The 24,278-nt window shown below is 43.5% G+C and carries 15 protein-coding genes and 2 tRNA genes; 16 read left to right on the top strand and 1 reads right to left on the bottom strand.

The annotated features are described in order from the left end of the window. Window positions 1-6 precede the first annotated feature (6 nt). Both KDU71_RS02945 and KDU71_RS23390 read left to right on the top strand, forming a co-directional pair. A tRNA-Met gene (locus KDU71_RS02945) sits at window positions 7-79 on the top strand. A gap of 56 nt (window positions 80-135) precedes the next feature. Beyond that, window positions 136-384 carry a GIY-YIG nuclease family protein gene (locus KDU71_RS23390; RefSeq protein ID WP_212188411.1) on the top strand — a complete coding sequence of 83 codons (249 nt, stop codon included), beginning with the start codon at window positions 136-138 and terminating at the stop codon, window positions 382-384. 102 nt (window positions 385-486) lie between these two features. On the opposite strand, the gene KDU71_RS02935 is transcribed toward KDU71_RS23390, so the two are convergent. Next, window positions 487-1,497, bottom strand: a complete 1,011-nt coding sequence (locus KDU71_RS02935; RefSeq protein ID WP_212188401.1) for a DUF481 domain-containing protein — start codon at window positions 1,495-1,497, stop codon at window positions 487-489. A 216-nt stretch (window positions 1,498-1,713) separates the two neighbouring features. Between KDU71_RS02935 and KDU71_RS02930 the strand changes: the two genes are divergently transcribed. The 14 genes from KDU71_RS02930 (at window position 1,714) to KDU71_RS02865 (ending at window position 24,226) form a co-directional block, all read left to right on the top strand. Further along, window positions 1,714-1,785, top strand: a tRNA-Arg gene (locus KDU71_RS02930). Window positions 1,786-2,116: 331 nt separating this feature from the next. Beyond that, entirely contained in the window at window positions 2,117-2,539 is a 423-nt protein-coding gene (locus tag KDU71_RS02925) for a hypothetical protein (protein WP_212188400.1), read from the top strand. 305 nt (window positions 2,540-2,844) lie between these two features. Further along, the gene (locus KDU71_RS02920) at window positions 2,845-3,708 is read left to right on the top strand and encodes a T9SS type A sorting domain-containing protein (RefSeq protein WP_212188399.1); all 864 of its coding nucleotides are present in this window, start codon (window positions 2,845-2,847) and stop codon (window positions 3,706-3,708) included. Window positions 3,709-3,779: 71 nt separating this feature from the next. Next, a complete protein-coding gene (locus tag KDU71_RS02915) occupies window positions 3,780-6,050 on the top strand; it encodes a sulfatase/phosphatase domain-containing protein (RefSeq protein WP_212188398.1) in 2,271 nt (756 codons plus the stop codon). A 381-nt stretch (window positions 6,051-6,431) separates the two neighbouring features. After that, window positions 6,432-7,820 carry a hypothetical protein gene (locus KDU71_RS02910; protein ID WP_212188397.1) on the top strand — a complete coding sequence of 463 codons (1,389 nt, stop codon included), beginning with the start codon at window positions 6,432-6,434 and terminating at the stop codon, window positions 7,818-7,820. A 16-nt stretch (window positions 7,821-7,836) separates the two neighbouring features. Then, entirely contained in the window at window positions 7,837-10,962 is a 3,126-nt protein-coding gene (locus KDU71_RS02905; protein ID WP_212188396.1) for a SusC/RagA family TonB-linked outer membrane protein, read from the top strand. 16 nt (window positions 10,963-10,978) lie between these two features. Continuing rightward, window positions 10,979-12,676 carry a RagB/SusD family nutrient uptake outer membrane protein gene (locus KDU71_RS02900; RefSeq protein ID WP_212188395.1) on the top strand — a complete coding sequence of 566 codons (1,698 nt, stop codon included), beginning with the start codon at window positions 10,979-10,981 and terminating at the stop codon, window positions 12,674-12,676. 16 nt (window positions 12,677-12,692) lie between these two features. Then, window positions 12,693-14,126 (top strand): hypothetical protein, encoded by a 1,434-nt coding sequence (locus KDU71_RS02895; RefSeq protein WP_212188394.1) that lies wholly within the window; start codon window positions 12,693-12,695, stop codon window positions 14,124-14,126. A 35-nt stretch (window positions 14,127-14,161) separates the two neighbouring features. After that, a complete protein-coding gene (locus KDU71_RS02890) occupies window positions 14,162-15,694 on the top strand; it encodes a sulfatase family protein (protein WP_212188393.1) in 1,533 nt (510 codons plus the stop codon). Between the two features lie 17 nt (window positions 15,695-15,711). Continuing rightward, complete coding sequence (locus KDU71_RS02885; protein ID WP_212188392.1) at window positions 15,712-17,307, top strand: T9SS type A sorting domain-containing protein; 1,596 nt, start codon at window positions 15,712-15,714, stop codon at window positions 17,305-17,307. A gap of 21 nt (window positions 17,308-17,328) precedes the next feature. Further along, window positions 17,329-18,519, top strand: coding sequence for a serine hydrolase domain-containing protein (locus tag KDU71_RS02880; protein ID WP_212188391.1), 1,191 nt, complete (start codon window positions 17,329-17,331; stop codon window positions 18,517-18,519). 80 nt (window positions 18,520-18,599) lie between these two features. Further along, the gene (bglX, locus tag KDU71_RS02875; RefSeq protein WP_212188390.1) at window positions 18,600-20,843 is read left to right on the top strand and encodes a beta-glucosidase BglX; all 2,244 of its coding nucleotides are present in this window, start codon (window positions 18,600-18,602) and stop codon (window positions 20,841-20,843) included. A 24-nt stretch (window positions 20,844-20,867) separates the two neighbouring features. Then, window positions 20,868-22,421: a sulfatase family protein gene (locus tag KDU71_RS02870; protein ID WP_212188389.1), complete on the top strand. Its 1,554-nt coding sequence runs from the start codon at window positions 20,868-20,870 to the stop codon at window positions 22,419-22,421. 20 nt (window positions 22,422-22,441) lie between these two features. Next, window positions 22,442-24,226, top strand: coding sequence for a sulfatase-like hydrolase/transferase (locus tag KDU71_RS02865; protein ID WP_212188388.1), 1,785 nt, complete (start codon window positions 22,442-22,444; stop codon window positions 24,224-24,226). The last annotated feature ends 52 nt before the right edge of the window (window positions 24,227-24,278 follow it).

Below are 24,278 nucleotides of genomic sequence, written 5' to 3'. Positions count from 1 at the left end.
ATATATTGCGGGGTGGAGCAGTTGGTAGCTCGTTGGGCTCATAACCCAAAGGTCGTCCGTTCGAGTCGGGCCCCCGCTACTAAGAAGCCGAAAGAAGTATTTCTTTCGGCTTTTTTATTTACCTTCAAATTAAAAATGTATCACGTTTACGTCTTGTATTCAAAAAGATACAATAAGATTTACATAGGTTATACAAGTGATTTAAAGAAGCGGCTTTTATCACACAATGAACGATCAAACAAAGGCTATACTGTCAAATATCGCCCTTGGAACTTACTTTATACAGAATCATTTGAGGATAAAGCAGAGACTCTGCGAAGAGAAAAGCAGTTAAAAGGAGGGCAAGGGCGTGAATTTATCTGGGATATGGTTAATAAAAAATAGGAGGGCTCATATCCGCCTAAGGCGGACGTCCGTTCGAGTCGGGCCCCCGCTACTAAGAAGCCGGAAGAAGTATTTCTTTCGGCTTTTTTGTGTTTCGGATGCTTATAATTCCCAGCCAAATCCTGTTGCAAAGACATAATCAGATTCGGATGCACCTTCAACCGGACGGTTATCGTAGTTAAGGGTGATACCCAGTTTGATATAGAAATCTTTTGGTAAGTCATATTTGATATCAAAATTAAAATCGGAGCGCCAGCGACCAGATTCTGTTATGCCCGGGTAAAGTGCTATTTTAGAGCGAAGGCTAAGATCGCCTGCGTCAAATAAATTCACCTCAGTATCCAGAAATCCTTCCAGGCTTTGGCGATCATCAGCCGAATTTTCGTAGCGTTCGCTGTTGAATGAGGCGCCAATGGAGATATTCCAGTAAGCAGCATTGGTTTGAATAATATAGGTACCTGCACCTAGCTTGCCATTGGTACGTAAGAGTATTTTTTGTTCGGTATTTGATAAGAAGCTGGTTGATAATCCGCTAAACCAGTTTCTCTGGAAATAGTATCTGAATCCAACACCAGCATCGTTTCTGCTAACTTTGCTGACGCTATCCTGATTAGATGTAAAAGCATTGTAATACGTGTTGATGGACCACATCTCGGCGCGATAGCCTAAATTACTTCGCAATGATGCCTGGCGCAGATTATTAGCTTTGGTTAAATCCCAACCAAAATCAATAGAGGCATTCATTTTACTCCAGAAATCCCGATCAACCGATTCCATAAATACAATAGATTCAGGAGAAGCCAATGTTGAGCCTTCGTTTAAAGTGATTATTTCAATTTGCTCATCACTTGTTGAACTGATTTTGCCATTAAATCGTCGGCCATCTGATAATGTAATAAGAAAGTAAGTTTCTGTTGATATGGACTTGATGCCATCCCATTCAATTGCAAAATCAGCATCGCTATAATCAGTTTCAATTTTTAGCACGCCTTGACTCATGCCTTTTATTTCACCTATCATCGAGTCATTGTTAGTTAGCGTTAAGCTGTCTTGTTGTGCATAAGTACTCAAAAATAAAAGTGATAGGAATGTTAGGACTATTAATCTTCTCATAGTAGTTAGGTTTATAGTTTTTGCTAATATCCAAAGTATTAAAATGAAATTCAAGGACGTGAATGAGTTTTGTGTTTGCCTAATACAATGAAAACAGGCTCGAGGTTAGAAGATATAAAGGGGGAATCGTTTGTGTCGCTATCTCTAGTACCCACTAACGTTTTGAGATATTCAGATTGATGCATCCAAATAATTTTCTAACTTTGGCGTCCGATTGGCCCCGTAGTTCAACGGATAGAATGTAGGATTCCGGTTCCTATGATGTGGGTTCGATTCCCGCCGGGGTCACAAATCCTCCTGATTGTCAGGGGGATTTTTTTTGATATGCGTCAATTGTTTCGCTTATTTAAAATGTCATGAACCATTACTTAATTAGCGATCACTATTTGAACACTCCTTATTCAGATTAGTAGGTAACCTGTCATCAAGTGGAAATATTGCCTTGTTGTATTATGCCTATTCAATACCTCTTATGAATGATAACAACTATACGAAAGCTGTAATTAAGTATTATTTAAACCTCAACTTGGCCTCGATGTAATCCAAAGCCTTTGTTTATAGTATAATATGTCTTGGTATCATTTTTGCTTTTATCGGCATCGAAATCTAATAGAATGGTATGAGCATCAATACAGCAGCCACTGGTAATTCATTTTTTGATATCAAGATGGGAACAGCAGGAGCCTTCTTTCTAGGAGCGATTGTGTTTGCAGTCAACTATGCGCATGGTTGGCAGCTGGCGCTGGTGGCCGCATCCAAGCAAGGGTTGTACACCTTTATTATTGGAGGAGTTATGACTAAAATGACTGAGAATATAGCCATTAGAATCGGACAGCGACGAAAAGCATTGTTGATGGCCGTGCTGATTCCGACATTACTCACTTCCTTGCTCACCTTTGGCATGCATTCGCTAAAAGGTACGCCTGAGCCTTTCATCAGTACCTTGCCAACCTTTGTTTTTGCACCTGTTGGATTTTATGGGTGGGCGCTTCGCAAACGGAAGCAGTTTGATAGTCTTAAAACTGCAGATTTAACCAATTGACAGGTACTCTGTCATCGTGTGAGGTGCCATAACTGTACCTTGGTTTATCAGATTCATTACGAATCCTTGTTATCCTCCTTAATCGTTTTTAGGTCATTATTGGTATTTTATTATATCACGAGATTATAATTGATGTTTGTGCAATCGCTTGCTAATAAGATTTATAGTTTAGGTATTTGTGGGTTTGTATAGGTGTTATAGTGTCATTTGTTTGTGGCAATGAAAGTGGTAGATAGGTGAAATTATTCTATTCGCGTATAATGACCCTTAGTTTTGTTCTTATTGTTGAATTAAATCTATATGTTATGAAAAAACTATTACTTTCTTTTATCGTGGCAGTATCTGTTGGTACACTGTCGGCACAAGTCATTTGTGATTTTGAAACGTCATTGCAATACGGACCTGTAATAATTGGGGGGAGCGGGTTGCAAACAACTAGTTTAGTTGCTAATCCAGCTCCAGATGCTGTAAATTCTTCACAAACAGTGTTAAAAGCTAATGCGTATTCAATTGACAATAATGGAGGAAATAAGATTGATGCAGTAATGTTTCAATTACCCGAAGCTACAACGTTTCAAGCTAATGACTTTGCTGCTGTAAAAGTTAATATTTATGTGACAGGTGGAACTCCGGCCACGGTGCTAAAACCACGTGGTAAAGCTGGTATTTGGAATGCTGACAATGTAAGTTCTCCTGCTCCTGGAATATGGATAGGCGTTGTTAAAAACCGTGTTGATGGCGAGGATGGTTTAGCACCAAATCAGAGTGGGTGGATGCAATGTTATTTCGATATCTCAACTAAAACTCAAACTGATAATTATGATGCTTTCCATATTCAATTGGATTGGAATGATGAGCGGGCTGAGGATTTAGAAATTTATTTTGACGACTTTGAATTAGTAACAGAAATACCTGATAATGTTCCAACTTCCATTGGCGATGAGCTTGTTAAAGCACCCCAAATCATCAACGACAATAATCTTATAAAAATTAACAGTGAAACAGTAGTTAGCGAAGTGGTTGTGTTTGATATGACAGGTCGTGTGGTTTCACAGTTACAAGGTGATGAAATTAACCAGATAAATATTGCGAATTTACCAGGGGGCTTATACATAGTTAAAGCTAAAGCAGAAGGTAAAGTTTATACTGAGAAGGTATTAAAGCGCTAAAATCTATTAGTGTTATGTATAAGGGCTGCCTTTGGTATGCCCTTTTGTTTTAAATAGTAAAAAGGAGAGACATGAGGCAAAGTATTTTAATAGTGTTTGGCCTATTGATGGTGATGGCATCCTACGCGCAGAAGCCAAATATATTGTTGATTATGGCTGATGATCATGCAAACCGCACCATTAGTGCGTATGGCGATGGTATTAACCAGACACCCAATATCGACAGGATAGCCAATGAGGGGGCCATTTTTTTCAATAGTTATTGCGCCAACTCCATCTGTCAGCCCAGCCGGGCGGCTATATTAACGGGTAAGCACAGTCATAAAAACGGGGTATATGGTAATGGTTCACCCTATGATAATACGCAACAGCAGTTGCCTCGCATCCTTCAAAACAATGGTTATACCACTGCAGTTATAGGTAAGTGGCACCTTAAAGGCGAAGACCCGGGTGATGCCTTTGATTACTGGAATATACTAACCGAAGGCGGTGGCCAGGGATATTACTATAACCCGACTTTCAAAGCGCAAACGGGCACAACCACTCAAGTGGAAGGCTATTCCACCGATGTGATAACTGATCAGTCATTAACATGGCTGGATGACAACAAAGATGGGCCTTTCTGTTTGATGGTGCACTATAAGGCACCTCATGTTACGCGTATGCCCATGGCTCGTAACCTGGAGTTATACGAAGACGAAACTATACCTGAGCCGGCTACACTGTATGACGATTACAGTACGCGCGAAAAGTATGCATCGAGTGCAATTAACCGCCTGCGTTTCGACATTGAATCAACGGCATACAATTATTTCCCTAGGTATGGCGAATATAATTTGGCAGATTATAAGTTGCTGGATCGAATGACCGAAGAGCAGCGTCAGGCCTATCATGCCTATTATGATAAAGCCAATGCTGAATACGATGCATTGGTGGCATCCGGACAGGTGGTACCAGGTGAGAAGAGTGGTAAAGCCTACGCTTACCAGCGTTTTATTAAAGATTACCTCAAGGTGGTAGCTGGTGTTGATCAAAATGTTAAACGGATACTCGATTATCTGGATAATAATGGGTTAACAGATAATACCATTGTGATTTATTGTGGCGACCAAAGTTACTTCACTGGTCAGCATGGCTATTACGAAAAGCGCTTTATATACGAAGATGGCATGAAGATGCCTTTACTGATGAGATACCCTAATCACATCATGCCTGATACCAAAGTGCAGGAATTTGTTCAAAACATCGATTTTGCACCAACCTTGCTCGATTATTTGGATATAAAGATACCTGGGGATATGCAGGGTGAATCGTTTAAGAATGTGGTAGAAGGCAATGTGCCAGCTGATTGGCGCGATGCTGTCTATTACCATTACTACGATCATAATAAGCATGGAATTCCGCGTCATGAAGGCGTGCGAACCAGTCAGTATAAGCTCATTAATTTTTATACCGATGACGCATGGGAGCTTTACGATTTAGTTAATGATCCTCACGAAGTCAATAATGTGTATAAGAATGAAGCCTATGCTGATATGGTTAAGGCGCTAAAGCTCAAACTGGCCAGTTTGAAGCAGCAGTATGAAGTGCCAGGCGCCGAAGTGATTGCCGAGGATTTTGAGGGAGGTCTCTTTAAGAATAATCAGACCAAGCTCAACTGGCAGTTGCAAAACAGTGCAGGTTCAGCCTATCGGGTGGTTAATAATCCGGATAATAGTGACGCCAATGCTTCACTAAATACAGGCAGAATAGTACGCAATGGAGCCACAACGGCAACCACTCTGTCAGTTAATCTGGGCGATCAGTTTTGGGATCTGATGGTAAACAGATACCTGTCGTTAAAGGTACGATCCGATATTAGTACAGACATGCAAATTGAGCTGTCAAAAGATGGAAGTGATGCTTTGGTAAAAAAAGGTACGGTGACAAGTAATGCCGGATGGAGCGAAATTAGGTTTGACTTTTCAGATATGCCTTATGCCAGCTTGCAAAATACCTATAACCAGTTGAGCATTATCATGGGTGCAACCACGCCCAATGCTGATGGTACAATATGGTTTGATGAGCTGACCTTCGTTGATAATCTGTCAACTGACATTAAAAATATCGGAACTGAACAGGGGTATTTTTACCCCAATCCAACCAATGGTGATGTAAGCATCAAAGGGTTAGAGCAAGTGGCAATTATTGAAGTATATGCATTGAATGGTGCCTTGGTGGCTGTTGAGCGTGGTGTCAATGTCAGTCAGTTGTCACTCAATAACCTCAATAATGGCACCTATTTACTTAGGGCTATTACTGAAACTGGCATTTCAAAGATCGGAAAGGTAACTAAGATTTAAACGAATAACATAATTGCACTGTCAAAAAGGAAGGATGTCCATGTCGGGCATCCTTTTTTGTATATTTATAACTAAAGTAGAGTTAATATATGAGCTATATGTGCATTTATTTTTCAAACAAAGATGTAATGAAAAGATTAAAAAATAAATTAATGTAATATTCATAAAGTTAGGGATATATGGATTAGTTGAAGTTGTATTGTTGGGGTAATATATCGGCGATTGAACGGCTAAAACATATTAAATGAAAGTTCTATTGCAGTTGTTTTTTTAGAAGGCGCTTGAGCCCAAAATATATTTGCTGTTAAAGAATCTGAAAAAAAGAAAAAATGTTTTTCGGGATTTTTAGATGAATCAGTAAGTAATTGAAAAACCAGTTTTATGGAAAATGGAAAAAAGAGGTTTAATTGGAAACAGTTGTTGCTTCCTGTTACCTTATTGTTTTTTGTGACGGCCTGTGACACCTTCCTCGATGATGAGAAGTATGCAGGCGTACCTCATTCATTACGTTACATGTCTATCGATACTTACCACATTGGTGATGATTACGTATCGGTGACGCCAACAGTAATGGGGGGTGAAGGAGCTATATTTACCATCGAATCTATCGATGGTCCGGCATCGGATGAGGTGAAAGCATCCTCGTTTTCTATTGATAGTAATAAAGGAAACATCAACATTAAAGAGTATTGTCGTTTACTTCCTGGGGAGTATTCGTTGGCTGTTAAGGTGAGCAACCCGTCAGGTTCAGAGGTGTTTGAAGATGCTTTTGCGTTTACCGCGGTGCAGGTGCAACCAAGCAAACTGAGTTATGTGCCGTCACTGTATTCGTTTTACGGTACTTCAACGGGCGATCTCACTTCACCGGCTAACGTTAATGGAGGTGGACCATATACCTTTTCGTTGGATGACCCCTTCAACTATTTTGCAATAAATGAGCTAACCGGAGAAATTGAAAAAATCGCCGAGGTGGATGTGGCCGATGATAGTAAGCTGATTAAAACTTACGATGTAGGCGTAGTCAACGAGTTGGGTAGTTACAACGCACCCAAGGCAATCACCATTGAGATTATCGGTGCCAATGTGGGTAAACTGACCTATAATGCCGAGTACAAAACACCCAATGAGGTGAGCCTTGGTTTAATCAACAGCTCTGCATCTACTTTGGCAGGTAGTTACACCGATGTTGTTAACGAGGAAGATTATACCACCGAGCTGAGCGAATCAACTAACGGCCCCATCTTTAAGGGCAATCGATTCACCAACTCATGGCACGTAGCTACAGCACCTGTTGTGATGGATCAAACGGGCGGAGGAGAAAAGGTTAATACATTTTTCCTCAGCTTTAAAACCGCCTCCAGTACAACCGAGTGTGTGTCTATAGTGGTGAGCGACGCAATTCAGCTGGAAGGTGCTATAAGTGCCTATGCCGAGATAGCCGCCTACAAACGTTACATCGACAATGATTTCAATCAGCGCTTTGCACTCTTAGTTTGCGATGATGAGGCTTATAATGAAGAAGAACCCTTTGCATCGCCATGGTTTGAAATAGAAGCGAACATTGCGCCTGGCATGCTGCCTTACTCTAATCCTATAAAGGAATCCAGCCTATTGGCTGCAGGCGAAGGTACGCAGGCCTTTGATATACCGGTAGAGTATGTTGGTAAAAAGGTGCGCATGGCTTTAAAAGCCGTTCACCTGAATCCTGAACTGGGAAATCTGGGTCGCGAAGCATTTGTTTATAAGTGGCAGGTAAGAGCAAAGTATTAACCCAATCAAAGTGAAGATGATGATATTAAAAACATATTTGAGTAAGGCAATATATCTCACGGTAGTAATTAGTTTGCTATTTATTAGTGCAGATGTGTTGGCACAGGCACAGTTTAAGAAGGTAACAGGCCTGGTGGTTGAAGAACAAACCGGCGATCCTATGCCCGGTGTTACGGTTCGTATCAAAGGGCGCACCGAAGGAACAATTACCGATTATGAAGGCAAGTTTAACATTCGCGTAAAAGAGAGCGATGTGCTAATCTTCTCATTTATTGGTATGGAAACGCAGGAAATACCTGTTGGTGGTAAAACGCAGTTGAGGGTCGCTTTAGTAAGTGATTCGGAGCAATTGGAGGAGATTGTGGTAACAGGTTATGGAACTACCAAAGCCAAAGATGTTACGGGGTCCATCAAATCCATTAAACTCAGCCAGATTGAGGATAATGCGGCGCCGTCGGTTGACGAAATGCTGCAAGGTCGTTTGGCGGGTGTGCGCCTCAATAAGGCCGATGGGGCACCAGGACAGGCCATGGTGTTCGAAATCCGTGGTAGCAACTCCATTACAGGAAACTCCGACCCATTGTACATTGTAGATGGATTCCCCATTGATGATCCGACCTACATCACCACCATCGCACCTGAAGATATTGAGCGTATCGACATTCTGAAGGATGCATCGGCAACGGCCATATATGGTTCGCGTGGTTCAAATGGTGTGGTAATAATCACTACCAAAGGCGGTATCGATGAGGCCAAAACACGTGTGAATGTAAATGTTCAACAGGGTGTGAGCGTCATTCCACAGGAGCGCCGTTTAGACGTGCTGTCACCATATGAGTTTGCCAGGTTGCAGCAGGAACAGAACAACCTGAGCTATGGCGATCCGGAACAATACAGAAACGTAAAAGGCACCAACTGGCAGGATGAGATTTTTAAACCTGGGAACTTCAGTCGTATCAATGCATCTATGCAGGCAGGGAATGATTTAACCAAACTGTTCGCTTCCTTTGGTTATGTTAATGAAGATGGTACCATGATTAATACAGGCTTTGAACGATTCACTGGTCGCTTAAAGGTCGATCATAAAATCAATAATAAGCTGGAAGTGGGTATAAATGCGTCGTATACTAATACTGAGTATACCGGCATGAAGATATCAACTTCGACTGTAAGTGCCATTAAAAGTGCCATTATGTTCCGTCCTATTTTGCCATTAGATGATATTGAATCAGACGATGAGCAGGATGATTATAATGCAGGCTATTTCCCGCCTGACCAAACATTGGAGAATACCGACCGTTCAGAACCCCGGGATGTGGTACAGGTCAATTCTTACCTCGATTATAAAGTGGTTAAAAACCTAAAGTTCAGAACTACTTTTGGTTATACATTTGATCATAAACAAGTCAAAACTTTCTTTAACACAGGTACCAACCAGGCTGACAGAGGAACTGAAGGTATCAATGGTAGTGTGAGTAATGTTCAACGTCGTTCGTGGATCAATGAGAATACATTAACGTATAACCTGAAGAAGGATGACCATCACCTGAATGTGTTGGGCGGTTTTACACTGCAGGATACCAAAATTTACGATACCTACATGAAGAGTAATAATTTTCCGTTTGATGATTTCGGATGGAATAATTTTGTGCTAGGTGTCAACCCGCAGGTGTCAACATCCGGTTTGTCAAATACCCGCCTGATGTCAGGTTTAGCCCGTGTTAACTACACCTATCTTGATAAGTATCTGTTAACTGCATCAATGCGTGCAGATGGATCTTCTAAATTTCCAACAGATAATAAGTTTGGGTATTTCCCATCATTTGCGCTGGCATGGCGGGCCATCGAAGAGCCATTTATTCAAAATCTGAATGTGTTTTCGAACCTGAAAGTGAAAGGTGGATATGGTACTACGGGTAACAATCGTATTGGTAACTTTGATTCATTGGTGACATTAGGTAGTGGTAATGGCTATTACTTCGGTAACTCATACATACCGGCTATCTACCAAAAGAAATTGGCCAATACCAACCTTAAGTGGGAGACCACGCAGCAGTACAATGCCGGACTTGAAATGGGTTTCCTTAAAAACCGTATAGTGCTGGAAACAGAAGGCTACTACAAGCTGACTAATGATTTGTTGTTGGATGCGCTGGTTCCGCCTTCAGCTGGTTTTACAGGCGTAAAAGAAAACCGTGGAAGTATCAGCAACTACGGTGTGGAAATAACACTGCAAACAGTCAACGTTGATACGAAAAACTTTAGGTGGACCACCAACTTTAACATCTCCTTCAATCGCAATAAGGTGAAGAACCTTAGTGTTGGCGAGGATGAGCGCCTTTACAATCCGGGCGTAGGAGGTATCTTCTCCGAAGAAAATATCTATGGTCTGTTTGTTGGGCAGCCTGTTGGTGTCATGTATGGCTACCGCATGGAAGGCATCTATCAGGTGGATGATTTTATTCACGATTCGGCCACGGGCGAATACATTCTGAAGGATGGCGTGACCGGACTGGATTACACGGCCGGTAAGCTGGGGCCTGGTATGCCAAAGTATGCCGATTTGGATGGCAATGGCATTGTGGACGAGAACGATCGTGAAATCATAGGTGATCCTAATCCCATTCATCATGGTGGGTTGCATAACTCCTTCGAATATAAAGGATTTGACTTAGGTGTGTTGGTGACCTGGTCATATGGTAACGATATTTTTAACGGTAACCGTGCCGTGTTTGGCGTGCCGGGAGCCCAGCGCAACCGTAACTATATGGGCGAAGTGGCCAACCGCTGGACACCCGATAACCCGATAGAATATGGTGTGTGGGCTGCTCCGGCAGGCGATCAGACTTACATACCTGTTTACAGTGGTAAAATGATGAGCGACTTCTGGGTGGAAGATGGTTCATACATCAGAATTAAGAATGTGGCATTGGGCTATACACTGCCTAAGACACTAACCAATAAGCTGAATATTGAAAGAATCAGATTGTCAGCCACCGTTGACAACCTGTTTGTGTTCACCAAGTATTCAGGATACGACCCTGAGGTGTCGGTACGAAACGAAGCCTTAAACCGTGGTATTGATTATTCGGCCTATCCAAAAGGACGTTCATTTACGTTTGGCCTAAATATGACATTCTAATTAAAAAGATGAAATCATGAAGAAGCAATTGAAATATTACATATCACTGTTTGTCATTGTAGTGGCTGGTCTTACGTCTTGTGAATTTCTCGAATTGGACCCAACCAATGAATTTGAACGTGATGATTACTATAAAGACAGGAATCAGGCCGAGATGGCTCTGGCCGGCGTGTATAGCCAACTAGCCGAGTTGTATAAGGAGCACATGTCCATTTGGCTGAGTGCCGGTACAGATGAGTTTTTGCACAATAAGCTGGCTAGCAGTACACGCGGAAGTGAGATATCGAAATTCAACTACAATGCCTTTAATACCGATATCAAACGAATATGGACCATGTCCTATACGCTTATCTCAAGAACAAATGATTTGATTTATAACCTTGAGGGCCGCGATACAATAGCCTATATGACGTTTGAACAGCGTCAGGCCATGATTGGGGAAGCCTTAACCTTGCGTGCCTTCTCTTACCTGAACCTGGTACGCATGTTTGAATATGTGCCGGTACGTACCTTGCCATTTGTTGATATAGCTGAAGATAATGGCGATTTACACCTCAAAAGTCAGGAGCCGCAAGTGGTATATAACCAGATTATTGCGGACCTGAGTGCTGCCACCGGTATGTTACCCGATGAACCTTACGCTTTTGGCCGGGTATCCAAATCGGTAGCTCACGGCTTACTGGCACGTGCCTATCTGCACCTGGCCGGAACACGTGTTAATGGTGGTGATGTGGGTGTTGAGGAATGCTACAGCCAGGTGGTGAAACATTGTAATGCTATTATTGAATCAGGCCGTCACTCCTTGCTCGACGATTACAGTGAAGTGTTCCTGAATCAGATTCAGGAAATTCAGGATAACCGCGAAATTATGTGGGAAGTGGTATTTAAATACACTACCGAACGCGATTTAGGTGGTTTCATCGGTAACTACAACGGTCCTAAAGTTGGCGGCGAAGTAAATGATGATCCTGAAGGTAATCCATTAGTCTATATCACTGCAACCTTAAATCAGCTCTACGGAGCCGAATTTGAAGAAACGCCTGGTTCAAATCCCGATGAGCGCCATGGCTGGAACAGCATTCCATACAACATCAACTTTAAGGATGGTGCTTATTCATTTCCTGGAGATATCAGCAACAAGTTGCGTTGGTATGGTGGTAAATGGCGCCGTGTACAAAGAGTGGTGTCTGGCACCAATGCTTCGGGCGATGACGTATATACGGCCCGTGTGCTCGAAAATGGTGCGATTAATAAGTGGCGTACATCTATCAACTACCCCTTATTGCGCTATGCCGATGTGTTGCTGATGAAAGCCGAGGCTGTTAACCAGCTTTATGGTCCAACACTCGATGCCATTGATAATGTTAATGCCGTTCGCCTGCGTGCTGGTGCAGCAACCGTTCAGGAGTTGCTGGATTCAGAGGGCTTGGCCTTAACACAGGAAGAACTGTTGGAAGTGATTAAAGATGAGCGCAGCCGCGAGCTGTGTTTCGAGGGTTTGCGCCGCTTTGACCTGGTACGCTGGGGCACTTTGGTAGAGGCCATGAAAGAGCAGAATTCTTTAATAATTAATCACCCTGATTACGATCCGGCTAAAGATGAGTTTCTGACCTATCCGGGTAACGCGGTGGAAGAACGTCACAATGTATTCCCTATTCCAAATGATGAGATTACGCTTAATAAAAATGTGCAGCAACATCCTCTTTGGAAGTAATTAAAACACTACAATTATGACACGATATATTATATTCATATTACTGATTTTAGGTCTTTGGGCCTGTACCGAAGACAAAGATGTTCTGGAACTAAATGCGGCTCCTTCGGTGGTCGATTATCAGAATTATGCAGCCACAGTGAATCAAGGTGCCGAGTGGACATCGGGTTTACCTCTGGTACGGGGCGAAGGTAAAATGACTTACAGCTTATTGAGCGTTAGCTACCTGGCCTTGGAAGCTGAAGAGGCGGTGGTGATTGAAGCGCACCCGTTTACAATGGATGCCAGCGGATTGATTGCCTTGCCACTCGATAATATACTTGAACTGGGTAGTTATACTATTGCTGTTGAAGTGAGCAATGACTATGGAACCTTGCAAAATAACGAAGCCATTAAACTGGAAGTGGTGGAGGACCTGTTACCGGCTATCAGTATTCAAACGCCAACCGGCACTAGCGAGATAGAATTGTTGGTTAATCCGGCAGGCGAGCCGGTGGACGAAGTGGGGAATGTGCTTGAAGGTTTATTACCCGGCGTAAGCATCCTGTTTGCCAACATGGGCATTGAAGAGGTATTAATGACACCAGCCGATGTGTTTACATTCGGACGAGAATCAGATTATGTCGAAGAGGGTGCCACTGATATTGGCGTGGTAAAAATGGTGGGACCATTTGAAGTTGGTACCTATACTTTAACGTTTACAGGCACCGTGAGTCAGCCTGAAGTGGCTCAACTGCTTGTGAATGTGAAAAAACTCAACCTGCCATACGATCAGGCTATTTTTGCCATGGATTTGTCGGGTGATGATCTCGGTCCGCGAAACGATCAGCCTGAAACCCTGGTTGGTGGTTTACAAACCCACCTGATTTATGGAGCACTCAAGAGCGGTAAAGCATTTTGGAATGTTCAGGCCGATATAAACCATCCGCTTGATGAGTTTGATGCCACACCAATACTGCGTTGGTTGCCATTTAACGGAGATATTGGCTTCGATACCGAAACAGCCAACAAATCGCAATCCATCGTTATTCTTAATGAGGTGGTTGATGTTCGCGATGTGCTGGAAGTAAGAGTTGATGCTTCATTCTTAGCCAATAAGGCAGCTGAGTTAACCTCAGGCTTGTTACGTTGCGATATTAGAGTGTGTACAGAAGAAGAATACCAGGCCATTCTGGCTATGGCCACTCAGGATGAGAAGAAAGCAGCCGTAAACAGCTGGCAACAGGTGGCTACCTCATTGGGGACTACCCCAACAGCCGGAGTTGATGATGTAACAGGTTATGGCTATTTCGAAATGGCCGCTACCATTGATAAGGCTTCATTGCCGGTAAGCGCCTCTAACCAACTGCGTTTCATGTTCCATATGGTGGCTGATAAGGATGGTCCGAATCCGGGTTATCTGGCACCACAGACCTTTAATATCGAAGGTACATTTTTAGACAGTGAGTAAACTTAACGGCTGGTAACAGCGATTATTTACACGATATGATGAATCGAATAATTATAGTTTTAGCTTTTGTTCTGAGCCTGGGTGTAACCCGGGCCCAGGATAAGCCTCTCAATATATTGTTATTCACAGCTGATGATTTGGGTTACGAGGCCAGCGGCACGTTTGGACGTAATATTCCTGACCTGACACCCAATCTGGATAAGTTTGCCGATGGGGGTGTGCGTTTTGACCAGGCACACACCAATACGCCTATTTGTATGCCTAGCCGCAGTATTATGGCTACCGGTTTGTATGGCGTGTCAAGTGGTATGATGGGCTTTATGCACATGAAAAAGAAAGTGCCCACTACTATGCAAACTTTTCAGGATAACGGCTATCTCACAGGTATATTAGGTAAAGTAAATCACTCAACACCCGATATGCAGTTTAAATGGGACTATGTGCACGACTATGCCGAATTGGGAGCTGGTCGCAGTCCATCGAAATATGCTGCATTCAGCACCGAGTTTTTTGAGCGTTGCAAAGACGAAGGTAAACCCTTCTATTTTATGGTGAACTCGCACGACCCGCACCGCCCGTTTTACGATCCGGAGAAACCAATGAAAAAAGGCGAGGAGCGGCCGTCAAAACTTTATTCGCCAGATGAGGTGGAGGTGCCGGGTTATCTGCCGGATATACCACAGGTGCGTTACGAACTAGCGTGTTACTATAACTCAGTTCGTCGTTTGGATGATACCTTTAATGCAGTGATTGATGCGCTTAAAGATGCTGGCTTATATGATAATACCATGATTGTATTTCTTTCGGATAATGGGTCTGCTTTTCCGTTTGCCAAGGCCAATACCTATGTGGCCAGCACCAAAACACCATTTTACATTCACCATCCCGGCATGAAAGCAGGGCATGTGGATGACAAACATATGGTGGCTGAAGTGGATTTGTTCGCTACTTTTTTGGATGCGACAGGCATCACAATTAATGAGCAAACCGATGGCAAGTCTTTAATGCCACTGATTGAAGGCAAAAATCAAAAAGACCGCGACTATCATTTTGGTGAGATTGATTATAAAATTGGCGGAAAAGCCACACCCATGCGTTCAGTTGATAACAAGCGATTCAGATACATCTTCAACCCATGGCACATGACGGGCTATCGCTATTCCAACTCCAACGAAGGCGAGATATTAAAAACCATCGAGAAGGATCCTGAATTCGCCGAGTACCTCGAGTGGGCTAAAATGTATCGCTACCGCCTACCGGAGGAGCTATACGATGTGGTGAATGATCCTGATGCCACCAATAACCTGATTGATGATCCCAATTATCAGAAGGAGCTGGCTGAGTTGCAGCAGGCATTACGCAACTGGATGGTGGAAAAGAAAGACCCGGCGCTCACTCTATTTGATAATCGTCAGGATAAGAAGTTGGTGAATGATTATATGCAGAATGAATTCCCGACAAAAAGAAGCCTGATGCCAGATGAGCAGTTGGAAGAAATCAAGCGAAAAGCAGAACTGAAGAAGAAAAACAAGGCTGCTGATAAGAAGGGGAAAAAGGCTAAGCATTAACTTTTAAACTGTACAAGATGAATCTATTAAAGATATTACTGGTTTTTACCTTAGCCCTTGCGGTTAACGTAAAGGCACAAAAAACCGACGATCAGTTACTGGAAGAATTATTCCACAATACTTATAAGTTTTACCAGGCCCTGCGCCATACCAACGGAGCCTATTACGATATGGTAAAGATGGAAGGCACAACCGACCGGGGCTCGGTAGCCAATATCGGAATGGGGCTTATGTCGCTATGTGTAGGGCATGCCATGGGTTGGGAACCAAGTGCTGAAGAGAAGGTGATACAAACTCTGAAAGCGGTATCTGGACAAGTTCCGGGGTTTAAACTGCCTCGCACTGCTAAAGGCTGTTTTATCCACTTTTATGACATTAATACCGGTGCAGCACGTGGCTCAAACTGGAGCCCCATCGATACCGATCTGATGTTGGGTGGCGCGTTGTTTGCCCGTAACTACTTTAAGGATAACACCGAAATATATGAGTTGGCAACCAACTTGTATAACACAACCGATCACTCTGTATTTGTGGGCGATGTGGATAAAGGACAAATCGCCCTCGGTATGTACGAGGACGGCACACCTAATGGAAATTGGACCGTGCCGTTTAATGAATACATGATTGTTGCCTGGTTCGCTAAAAATCAGGCTGATGACGAGAATTCGCCAGCACATAAGCTTTGGATGAAGCATTATGAGAATCCATCTAACCTGAAACATGCTGTTTACAATGGTAAAAATGGTGATTTTGAAGTGGCCTCGCCATCTCTGGCCCGCTTCACGTCTATGTTTACATTCATGTTCAACCATAATTTTGTCAATCACTTCTCGTCCAATAAGGCCTATATTGACGAAATGCGGATGGCCATGAAAGCGGACTCGGCCTGGTGGGCCGACCGCAGTGATGCGGGCGACGTGGATTTGAAAGCGCTTGGTTGGCAGCCTTATGAATATGGTACAGGAGCCGGCGTTGGAGCGCCCGATAGCAAGTATCAGGTTGATCGCATTTGTTTACCTAAAAACATGGGTACTTCAGCCGACCAGAATAAGAACCTGAATGTATCACCTCATATCCTCGCTGGATTTTCGCCTGCAGCACCCGATAGAGTGCGAGAAGACCTGTTGTCGATGCTGAAAGATCCGCGCAAGATTGGTCAGGTAGATGTGCTACCGGGCACCACTATTCTGTGGAAATATAGCTACAGCGATTTGGATTGGAAACCCAACAAGGTGGAAGGGGTTGATTACTCGTGCATGTTCTTTGGCCTGGCAGCATTGCCACAATTTCTGGGAACCGATTTTTTTAACAAGTACAACGATTTTTTCTCAGAAAAGCCAAGTGCTATTCGCGACCGTGAGATGGAGGATGAGGTGGTGTTAAGCCCTAATCCATCTTCTAATCAAGTAAGCTTAGATGGCATCCGTGCCGGACAAGGCTATGATTCTTTAAGGGTTTATAATATCAGCGGCACACTGGTGAAAGAGGTCAATGTGTTAACAGCGCATACGTCACGTGTTGATTTTTCAGTTGGTGATCTGGCCAATGGCAACTATTTGGTGTGTCTGAGTAGCGACCGGGCTTTTATCACCAAAAAGTTAGTTAAAAACTAATACAATTATCGGCAAGTAATAATGAAAAGAATCATCACCATATCGCTACTCCTGATAAGCCTTCATTTAATGGTGATGGCGCAGCATCAAAAAGCTGACGGTGTAGCTGGTGAAAAGGCGCAGGTAACTCGCCCTTCTGAAGCAAGAAGGGTGCATCTGGCGGATTTTAATCAGCGTAACAATCAGGCATATCAGGTGCCGTTTGACAGAGGCGATGGGCTGGCAGTGGCGGCTGTTGATAATGTGATTATTGAAACGGAAAAATTGATGCAGCTTATTCGTCTTATTGAAAAAGATAACCTGGATTGGTATAACGATCCTGAGCGTATCAGATCAAGCAAAAAGGGCAGTGTCGATAGCTTTTTACTTTTTAAAGATGGCAAACTGGTGGTGGAAGAGTACTTTGCTGATGCAGCATGGGATAAGCCTCATTTTCAGATGTCAATCACGAAGAGTGTAACAGCTTATGCCTTGGGAATTGCTATTGCTCAAGGTAAAGTGGATAGTGAGGAGGATAAGATATTGAAGTACTTGCCCGAGCTAAGCACCAGTGATTTGTCAGATTTTGCAAAAGATATCTCATTAGCCGATGCCCTTTCCATGCAATCTGGAATAAGGTTGAATGAAGACCATACAATGAGTAAGGAACTAGGGGTAAACCAATGTATACCATCAATTCTATCCAATTGTTCTTTGCTTGCACCGGGTCAACACTATAAATACCAGGGCATCGATCCGGAGATTATTAATCACATCATTTATAATACAACCGGCAGCAAACTTGAGGACTATGTTCACGACCATCTTTTTGTGCCTTTAGGGATTGAAGATTATGATTTTGAAACAAACCCATGCGGTTTAACAAAAGCGGCGGCTGGTCTCAAATTACGTTCGCGCGATATGCTCAAATTGGGTGTTCTTACACTTAATCAGGGTCGTTGGATGCAGCAGCAGGTGGTGCCCAAAGATTGGATTATTAAAGCCACAACGGCTAAGGTCAACAATGGTAAAAACCAATATGGCTATTTCTGGTGGCAGCATCAGGTCGATTATCAGGGGAAATCCTACGAAGTGATATCAGCTCGTGGGGCATTAGGACAATTTATATTCGTTCTGCCCGAACTCAAGACTGTAGCCGTGTTTACAAGCTATGGGACCAAACAGCCATTCAGTTACTTGCATGAGTATATTGTACCGGCTCTTGCTAATTGATATGGAGTAGGTAGATACACTATAAACAAAGCGATTGGAAACGGAATAAGGAAAGAGAATTATAAAAAAGAAATGATAAGATGAATACAGTAAGAAGCATCTTAATTGGATTGAGTTTATTGGTGTTGATCGTCGGCTGCAAGCAGTCAGGGCGCCAATACCATTCTAAAAATGATAACCTATCACAGCGTGTTGATAGTCTGTTGAACTTAATGACGATCAATGAAAAAATTGGTCAGACAGTTTTATTTACCAGTCGATGGGATGTAACAGGCCCGGTTTTAAGGGAAGGTGAAGAAGAGGCCATTAAGGAAGGCCGCTGTGGTAATATATTTAATGCCCATACTGTAGCTTATACACGCAAGTTGCAGGAGATGGCTGTCAATGAGACTCGTCTTGGTATCCCGCTTTTGTTTGGCTACGATGTTATTCACGGGCATCAAACACTCACGCCAATTTCTTTGGGCGAATCGGCTAGTTGGGATTTAGAACTCATTGAGCAAAGTGCCCGTATGGCAGCACGTGAGGCGGCGGCATCAGGTTTGCACTGGACTTTTGCGCCTATGTGTGACATCGGTCGCGATCCGCGTTGGGGGCGCGTGTCTGAGGGCGCCGGCGAAGATCCTTATTTGGGTCAACGAATTGCAGAAGCACGGGTGAAGGGCTTTCAGGGCGATGATATCAGCAGCAATGAAACGGTGCTTGCTTGCGTGAAGCACATGGCAGCTTATGGAGCTGCTCAAGCCGGGCGCGACTACCACAGTGTGGATATGTCGGACAGGGTGCTTCGAGAAACCTATCTGCCTCCATACAAAGCAGCGGTTGACGCAGGTGCCCGCACGGTGATGACTTCATTTAATGATTTAGATGGAGTACCGGCATCGGCCAATAAATATTTGTTGACAGATATTTTGCGAGATGAGTGGGGCTTTGATGGCATGGTGGTGACCGACTATACAGCCATCAATGAACTGATTCCTCATGGCGTGGCAAAGGACGAGTACCAGGCTGGCGTATTGGCCATGAAAGCTGGTGTTGATATGGACATGGAAGGTGGTGTGTACATGGATCACCTGAAGCAAGCTGTTGAGAGTGGCGATGTAACGATGGAGGAGCTGGATAATGCTGTTCGAAATGTGCTGCGTCTGAAGTTTGAGCTGGGCATCATGGATGATCCATACAAATATTGCAATGAGGCATTTGAGCAGGCTGAAATACTCTCAGATAAAAACCGTCAACTGGCTTATGAAATGGCCGCAGCATCGTGTGTTTTATTAAAGAATGAGCAGGCTGCCCTGCCTTTGAAGCAAAGCGAACAAATTGCCGTAATCGGGCCGCTAGCCAACTCAAAAAGAGACTTGCTTGGTTCCTGGAAAGCAGCCGGCAAGCCGCAGGCCATTCAGGCTACCATATTAGATGCCATAATAGCCAATGGAGGAAACGGAAATGTTACATTTTCGAAAGGCTGTGATGTAAACTCCGATAATCGCTCAGGTTTTGCCAAGGCCATTCAGCAAGCCAAAAATGCTGATAAAGTAGTGATGGTGATGGGGGAAAAATGGAGCATGTCGGGCGAGGCAGCTTGTCGCACCAAACTTGATTTTCCGGGTGTTCAGAAAGAGTTGATTCAGCAGATTGCTAAGTTGGGCAAACCGCTTGTATTGGTTTACATGACCGGGCGCTCAATGACCATCGAGAAAGAAGTTAAGCTGGCAGATGCGGTGATGAACATCTGGTATCCGGGAACGGAAGGTGGCCGTGCAGTGGCCGATTTGCTTTACGGAAAACAAGTGCCATCAGGTAAACTAACGATGACCATGCCGCGTAATGTCGGGCAGATTCCTATCTATTATAATTATAAAAACACTGGTCGTCCGTTTAACCCTGAGAAGCCCAAAGATACCTATAAATCGCGCTATCTGGATGTGCCAAACACACCGCTGTTTCCATTTGGCTATGGCTTGAGCTATACCACATTTGAGTATGCAAATCTAAAGCTGGATAAGTCCAGCATGTCTTCGGGTGACGATATCACTTTAACGGTAGAAGTGAGCAATACCGGCGATCTTGATGGTGCCGAGGTGGTACAGTTATACATCCGCGATAAGGTGGCATCGGTAACCCGCCCGATGAAAGAGTTGAAAGCTTTTGAGAAAGTGTTCATCAAGAAAGGCGAGACAAAAACATTAACATTCACCATTACGGAAGATATGCTGGCTTTTTACAGACAGGATATGAGCTTTGGCACAGAGCCTGGTGACTTCACCGTTTATGTGGGAACCAATTCAGATACAGATAATCAAATCGATTTTACCCTGAAGTAAGTAACAGACCAAGAACCAGAAGAGATGAAAATTAATATGCGAATAACCCAAATTGTACTGGCTGTTTTTGTGGCGGTTTCATTGTCGTGCTCGGCAACCAAACCCACCAAAATACATCCGAATATTATTCTGATTACATCGGATGATCATGCCATACAGGCCATCAGTGCCTATGGACATGGTATTTCAAAAGTAGCACCAACTCCTAATATCGACCGCATTGCTGAAAATGGGGCAATTTTTAATAAGGCCTATTGTACCAACTCATTGTGTGGGCCAAGTCGTGCCACCATTCTGACAGGGAAATTCAGCCATATCAACGGTTTTACCCGCAATCGCGATAAGTTTGATCAAAACCAGCCAACGCTGCCAAAGTACCTGCAGGTCGCTGGCTACGAAACGGCGATAGTTGGTAAGTGGCACCTGAAAGGCGTGCCAACCCAGGGCTTTGATTACTGGGAGGTGCTCAATGACCAGGGCGAATACTACAACCCCGATTTCATTAGCGGGAAAGATACAGTTATGAACCATGGCTATGCAACCGACCTCATTATGGACAAGTCATTGGATTGGCTTCAGAAAGGGCGTGATAAGGACAAGCCCTTTATGCTGATGGTGCAAAACAAAGCGCCACACCGTAACTGGTGGCCTGCCGAGCGTCACTACAATAGGTATGATTCGGTGAGTTTTCCGGTACCCGATACTTATTTTGACAACTATGACGGTCGTGTGGCTGCAGATAAGCAAAAGATGAATATCTATCGTGATATGTACGAAGGTCACGATCTGAAAATGACCGTGGCAGCCGGTGTTGATAGTTTCCGCTACGACCCATGGCCTCACCTGTTTAATCGTGCAACCGATGAGCAGAAGGAGAAATTCTGGGAAGCCTATCGTCCTGTCAACGATGCTTTTCATCAAATGAATCTCAACGACAAAGAACTGGCTCTTTGGAAGTATCAGCGTTATCTGCAGGATTACATGGGCACCATTGCTGCGGTTGATGAGAATGTAGGACGTCTGTTAGACTATCTGGAAAAGAGTGGCCTGGATGAAAATACCATCGTTATTTACACCTCCGATCAGGGTTTTTATCTGGGTGAGCATGGCTTTTTCGATAAGCGTTTTATGTACGAGGAGTCTTTCCGCACGCCACTTCTGATTCAATATCCCGGAGCTGTCAAGCCCGGCACGCAAATCGATCAGATGGTTCAAAATCTGGATTTTGCACAAACCATTCTTGATTTCTGTGGATTGGAACAACCTGATGATATGCAGGGGCTCTCGTTCAAACCCTTATTGCTAAATAAGAAAGTGGATAAATGGCGCGATGCCTTGTATTATCATTTTTATGAATTTCCCGGATTTCATTCAGTGAGCCGACATTATGGTGTGCGCACCGAACGCTATAAACTCATTCATTTCTACCATAAAATGGATGAATGGGAATTGTATGATCTGCAGCGAGATCCATCAGAAATGAATAATTTGTATGGGCAGCCAGGTTATGAGGAGATTACCCGCAACCTGAAGAAACGCCTGGATGAGTTGCAGGAACAATACAAGGAAACGATTTAAAAACGATAATGCCATTTGTAATGCGAAACTTATTAGTATTTGCTTTATTGTTGCTGAGCCCGGTGCTTTGGGCCCAGCAACCTAATATTATCATCATAGTAGCTGATGATTTAGGCAATGCCGATGTTGGCTATCATCAGCAGAGTAACGAGATACCAACACCTGCCATCGATGCTTTGGCCAAAAGTGGGGTTTACTTCACAAGTGGCTATGTGACAGCACCTGTTTGTGGACCATCCAGGGCCGGACTGCTCACAGGACGCTATCAGCAAACCTTTGGTTTTGATGATAACCCTGGCCCGTTCAGAGCACGGCCAGATGTGTTGGCGGGTATTCCGCCCGAGATGAAGATTATTCCCGAATACCTGAAACCGGAAGGCTACCGGACAGCTTGTATTGGTAAATGGCATGTTGGTCATGAGGCCGATGCCTACTTTCCTACCAACCGCGGGTTCGATTATTTTTATGGTTTCTTGGGCGGTGCCGCAAGTTATTACCCCGGTGATAATGAGAGTAGAACTTTATTCAGGAATACGCAACCGGTGAGTTCAGAAAAGCGTTATATTACAGATGCTTTCGGACAAGAGGCTGCTCAGTTTGTTAAACAGGAGAGTCAGGAACCATTTTTTCTATACCTGGCTTTTAATGCGGTTCACGGACCACTCCAGGAGCCCCCGGCACATTATCAGGAACCATTTAAAAACATCAATCATCCAAAACGACGCACTCTATGCGCCATGCAGTATGCTATGGATGCCAATGTGGGAAAAGTACTGGATGCACTGGAAAAATCTGGTAAGCGTGAAAACACGCTCATCTTTTTTGTGAGTGATAATGGTGGTAAAATAAAGGGTAATTACTCCTATAACATGCCATATCGGGGAGAAAAAGGTACCCTGTTTGAAGGAGGCATTCGTTTGCCATTTTGCCTGTCATGGCCTGCTCAAATAGAAGAAAATAAGGTGTTTGATGAGGCAGTCAGTACGCTTGATATTTTACCAACTATCCTGAATGCCGTGTCGGTGAAGAAGGACAAGGCTATTGCTGGGCATGATTTATTGCCTTACATCAACACTGAAAAAGAAGGAAGTGTGCACGATGTGATGTACTGGCGTATCAACCATCGATGGGCCATTAGGAACAGCGAGTGGAAGCTGGTTAAAAACGAGGTAAAAGGCCGCCCGATGTTATTCAATATAGCCAAAGATAATACAGAATCCACTGACTTATATGAAAAGCATCCAGAAGTGGTAAAAGAGCTTCAGGAGCAGTATACTAAATGGTCAGATGCAGCTGGACCAAAACAATGGGGCTGGAGCCCTGCAGTCGGTAAATATGTTCGTCATCCGCATGAAGATTTTGAAAGCATCAATGCTGAGCAATTTTTGCCATGGAAAAATATGGGACAGCCTATTTTTAAAAGCAATCCACGAAAGGATGCACTGAATGGTTCAGATAACTGTCTTATGCTTCAGCCTGAAGCAAAGGCGGGCAATCAGCAAATGGCTGTCATCATGAAAACATCTGCTTTTCAGCGCCGACAGCGTTACCTGAATTTAAATGTAAAAATGAAAGAACCATGTGAAGTGCTTGTTGAGATAAAAGGTAATAAAGGCGAAGCAGTGAGGTTTAAGCCAGTAAATAAAGCAAAAGCAGATGAAGGCTGGCAAAAGCTGGAATTCGATTGTCAGGCGTTTAAAGGAGCTGTTGGACAAATAGCTTTTATCTTTCAATCAACCAGTGGAATGCTTAGACAGCCCGTTTATCTGGATGACATTAGCTTTAGTGCCGTCCATAAGAAATAAGCTAATGTGTATATGATTCTTCATATGAATTGTTAATTTTATTCGTAACAAA

Origin of the sequence: Carboxylicivirga sediminis, assembly GCF_018156225.1 — a bacterium.
GTDB classification, from domain to species: domain Bacteria; phylum Bacteroidota; class Bacteroidia; order Bacteroidales; family Marinilabiliaceae; genus Carboxylicivirga; species Carboxylicivirga sediminis.
Note: the sequence above shows the minus strand (reverse complement) of the source record. Positions and strands in the feature narration are given on the sequence as shown.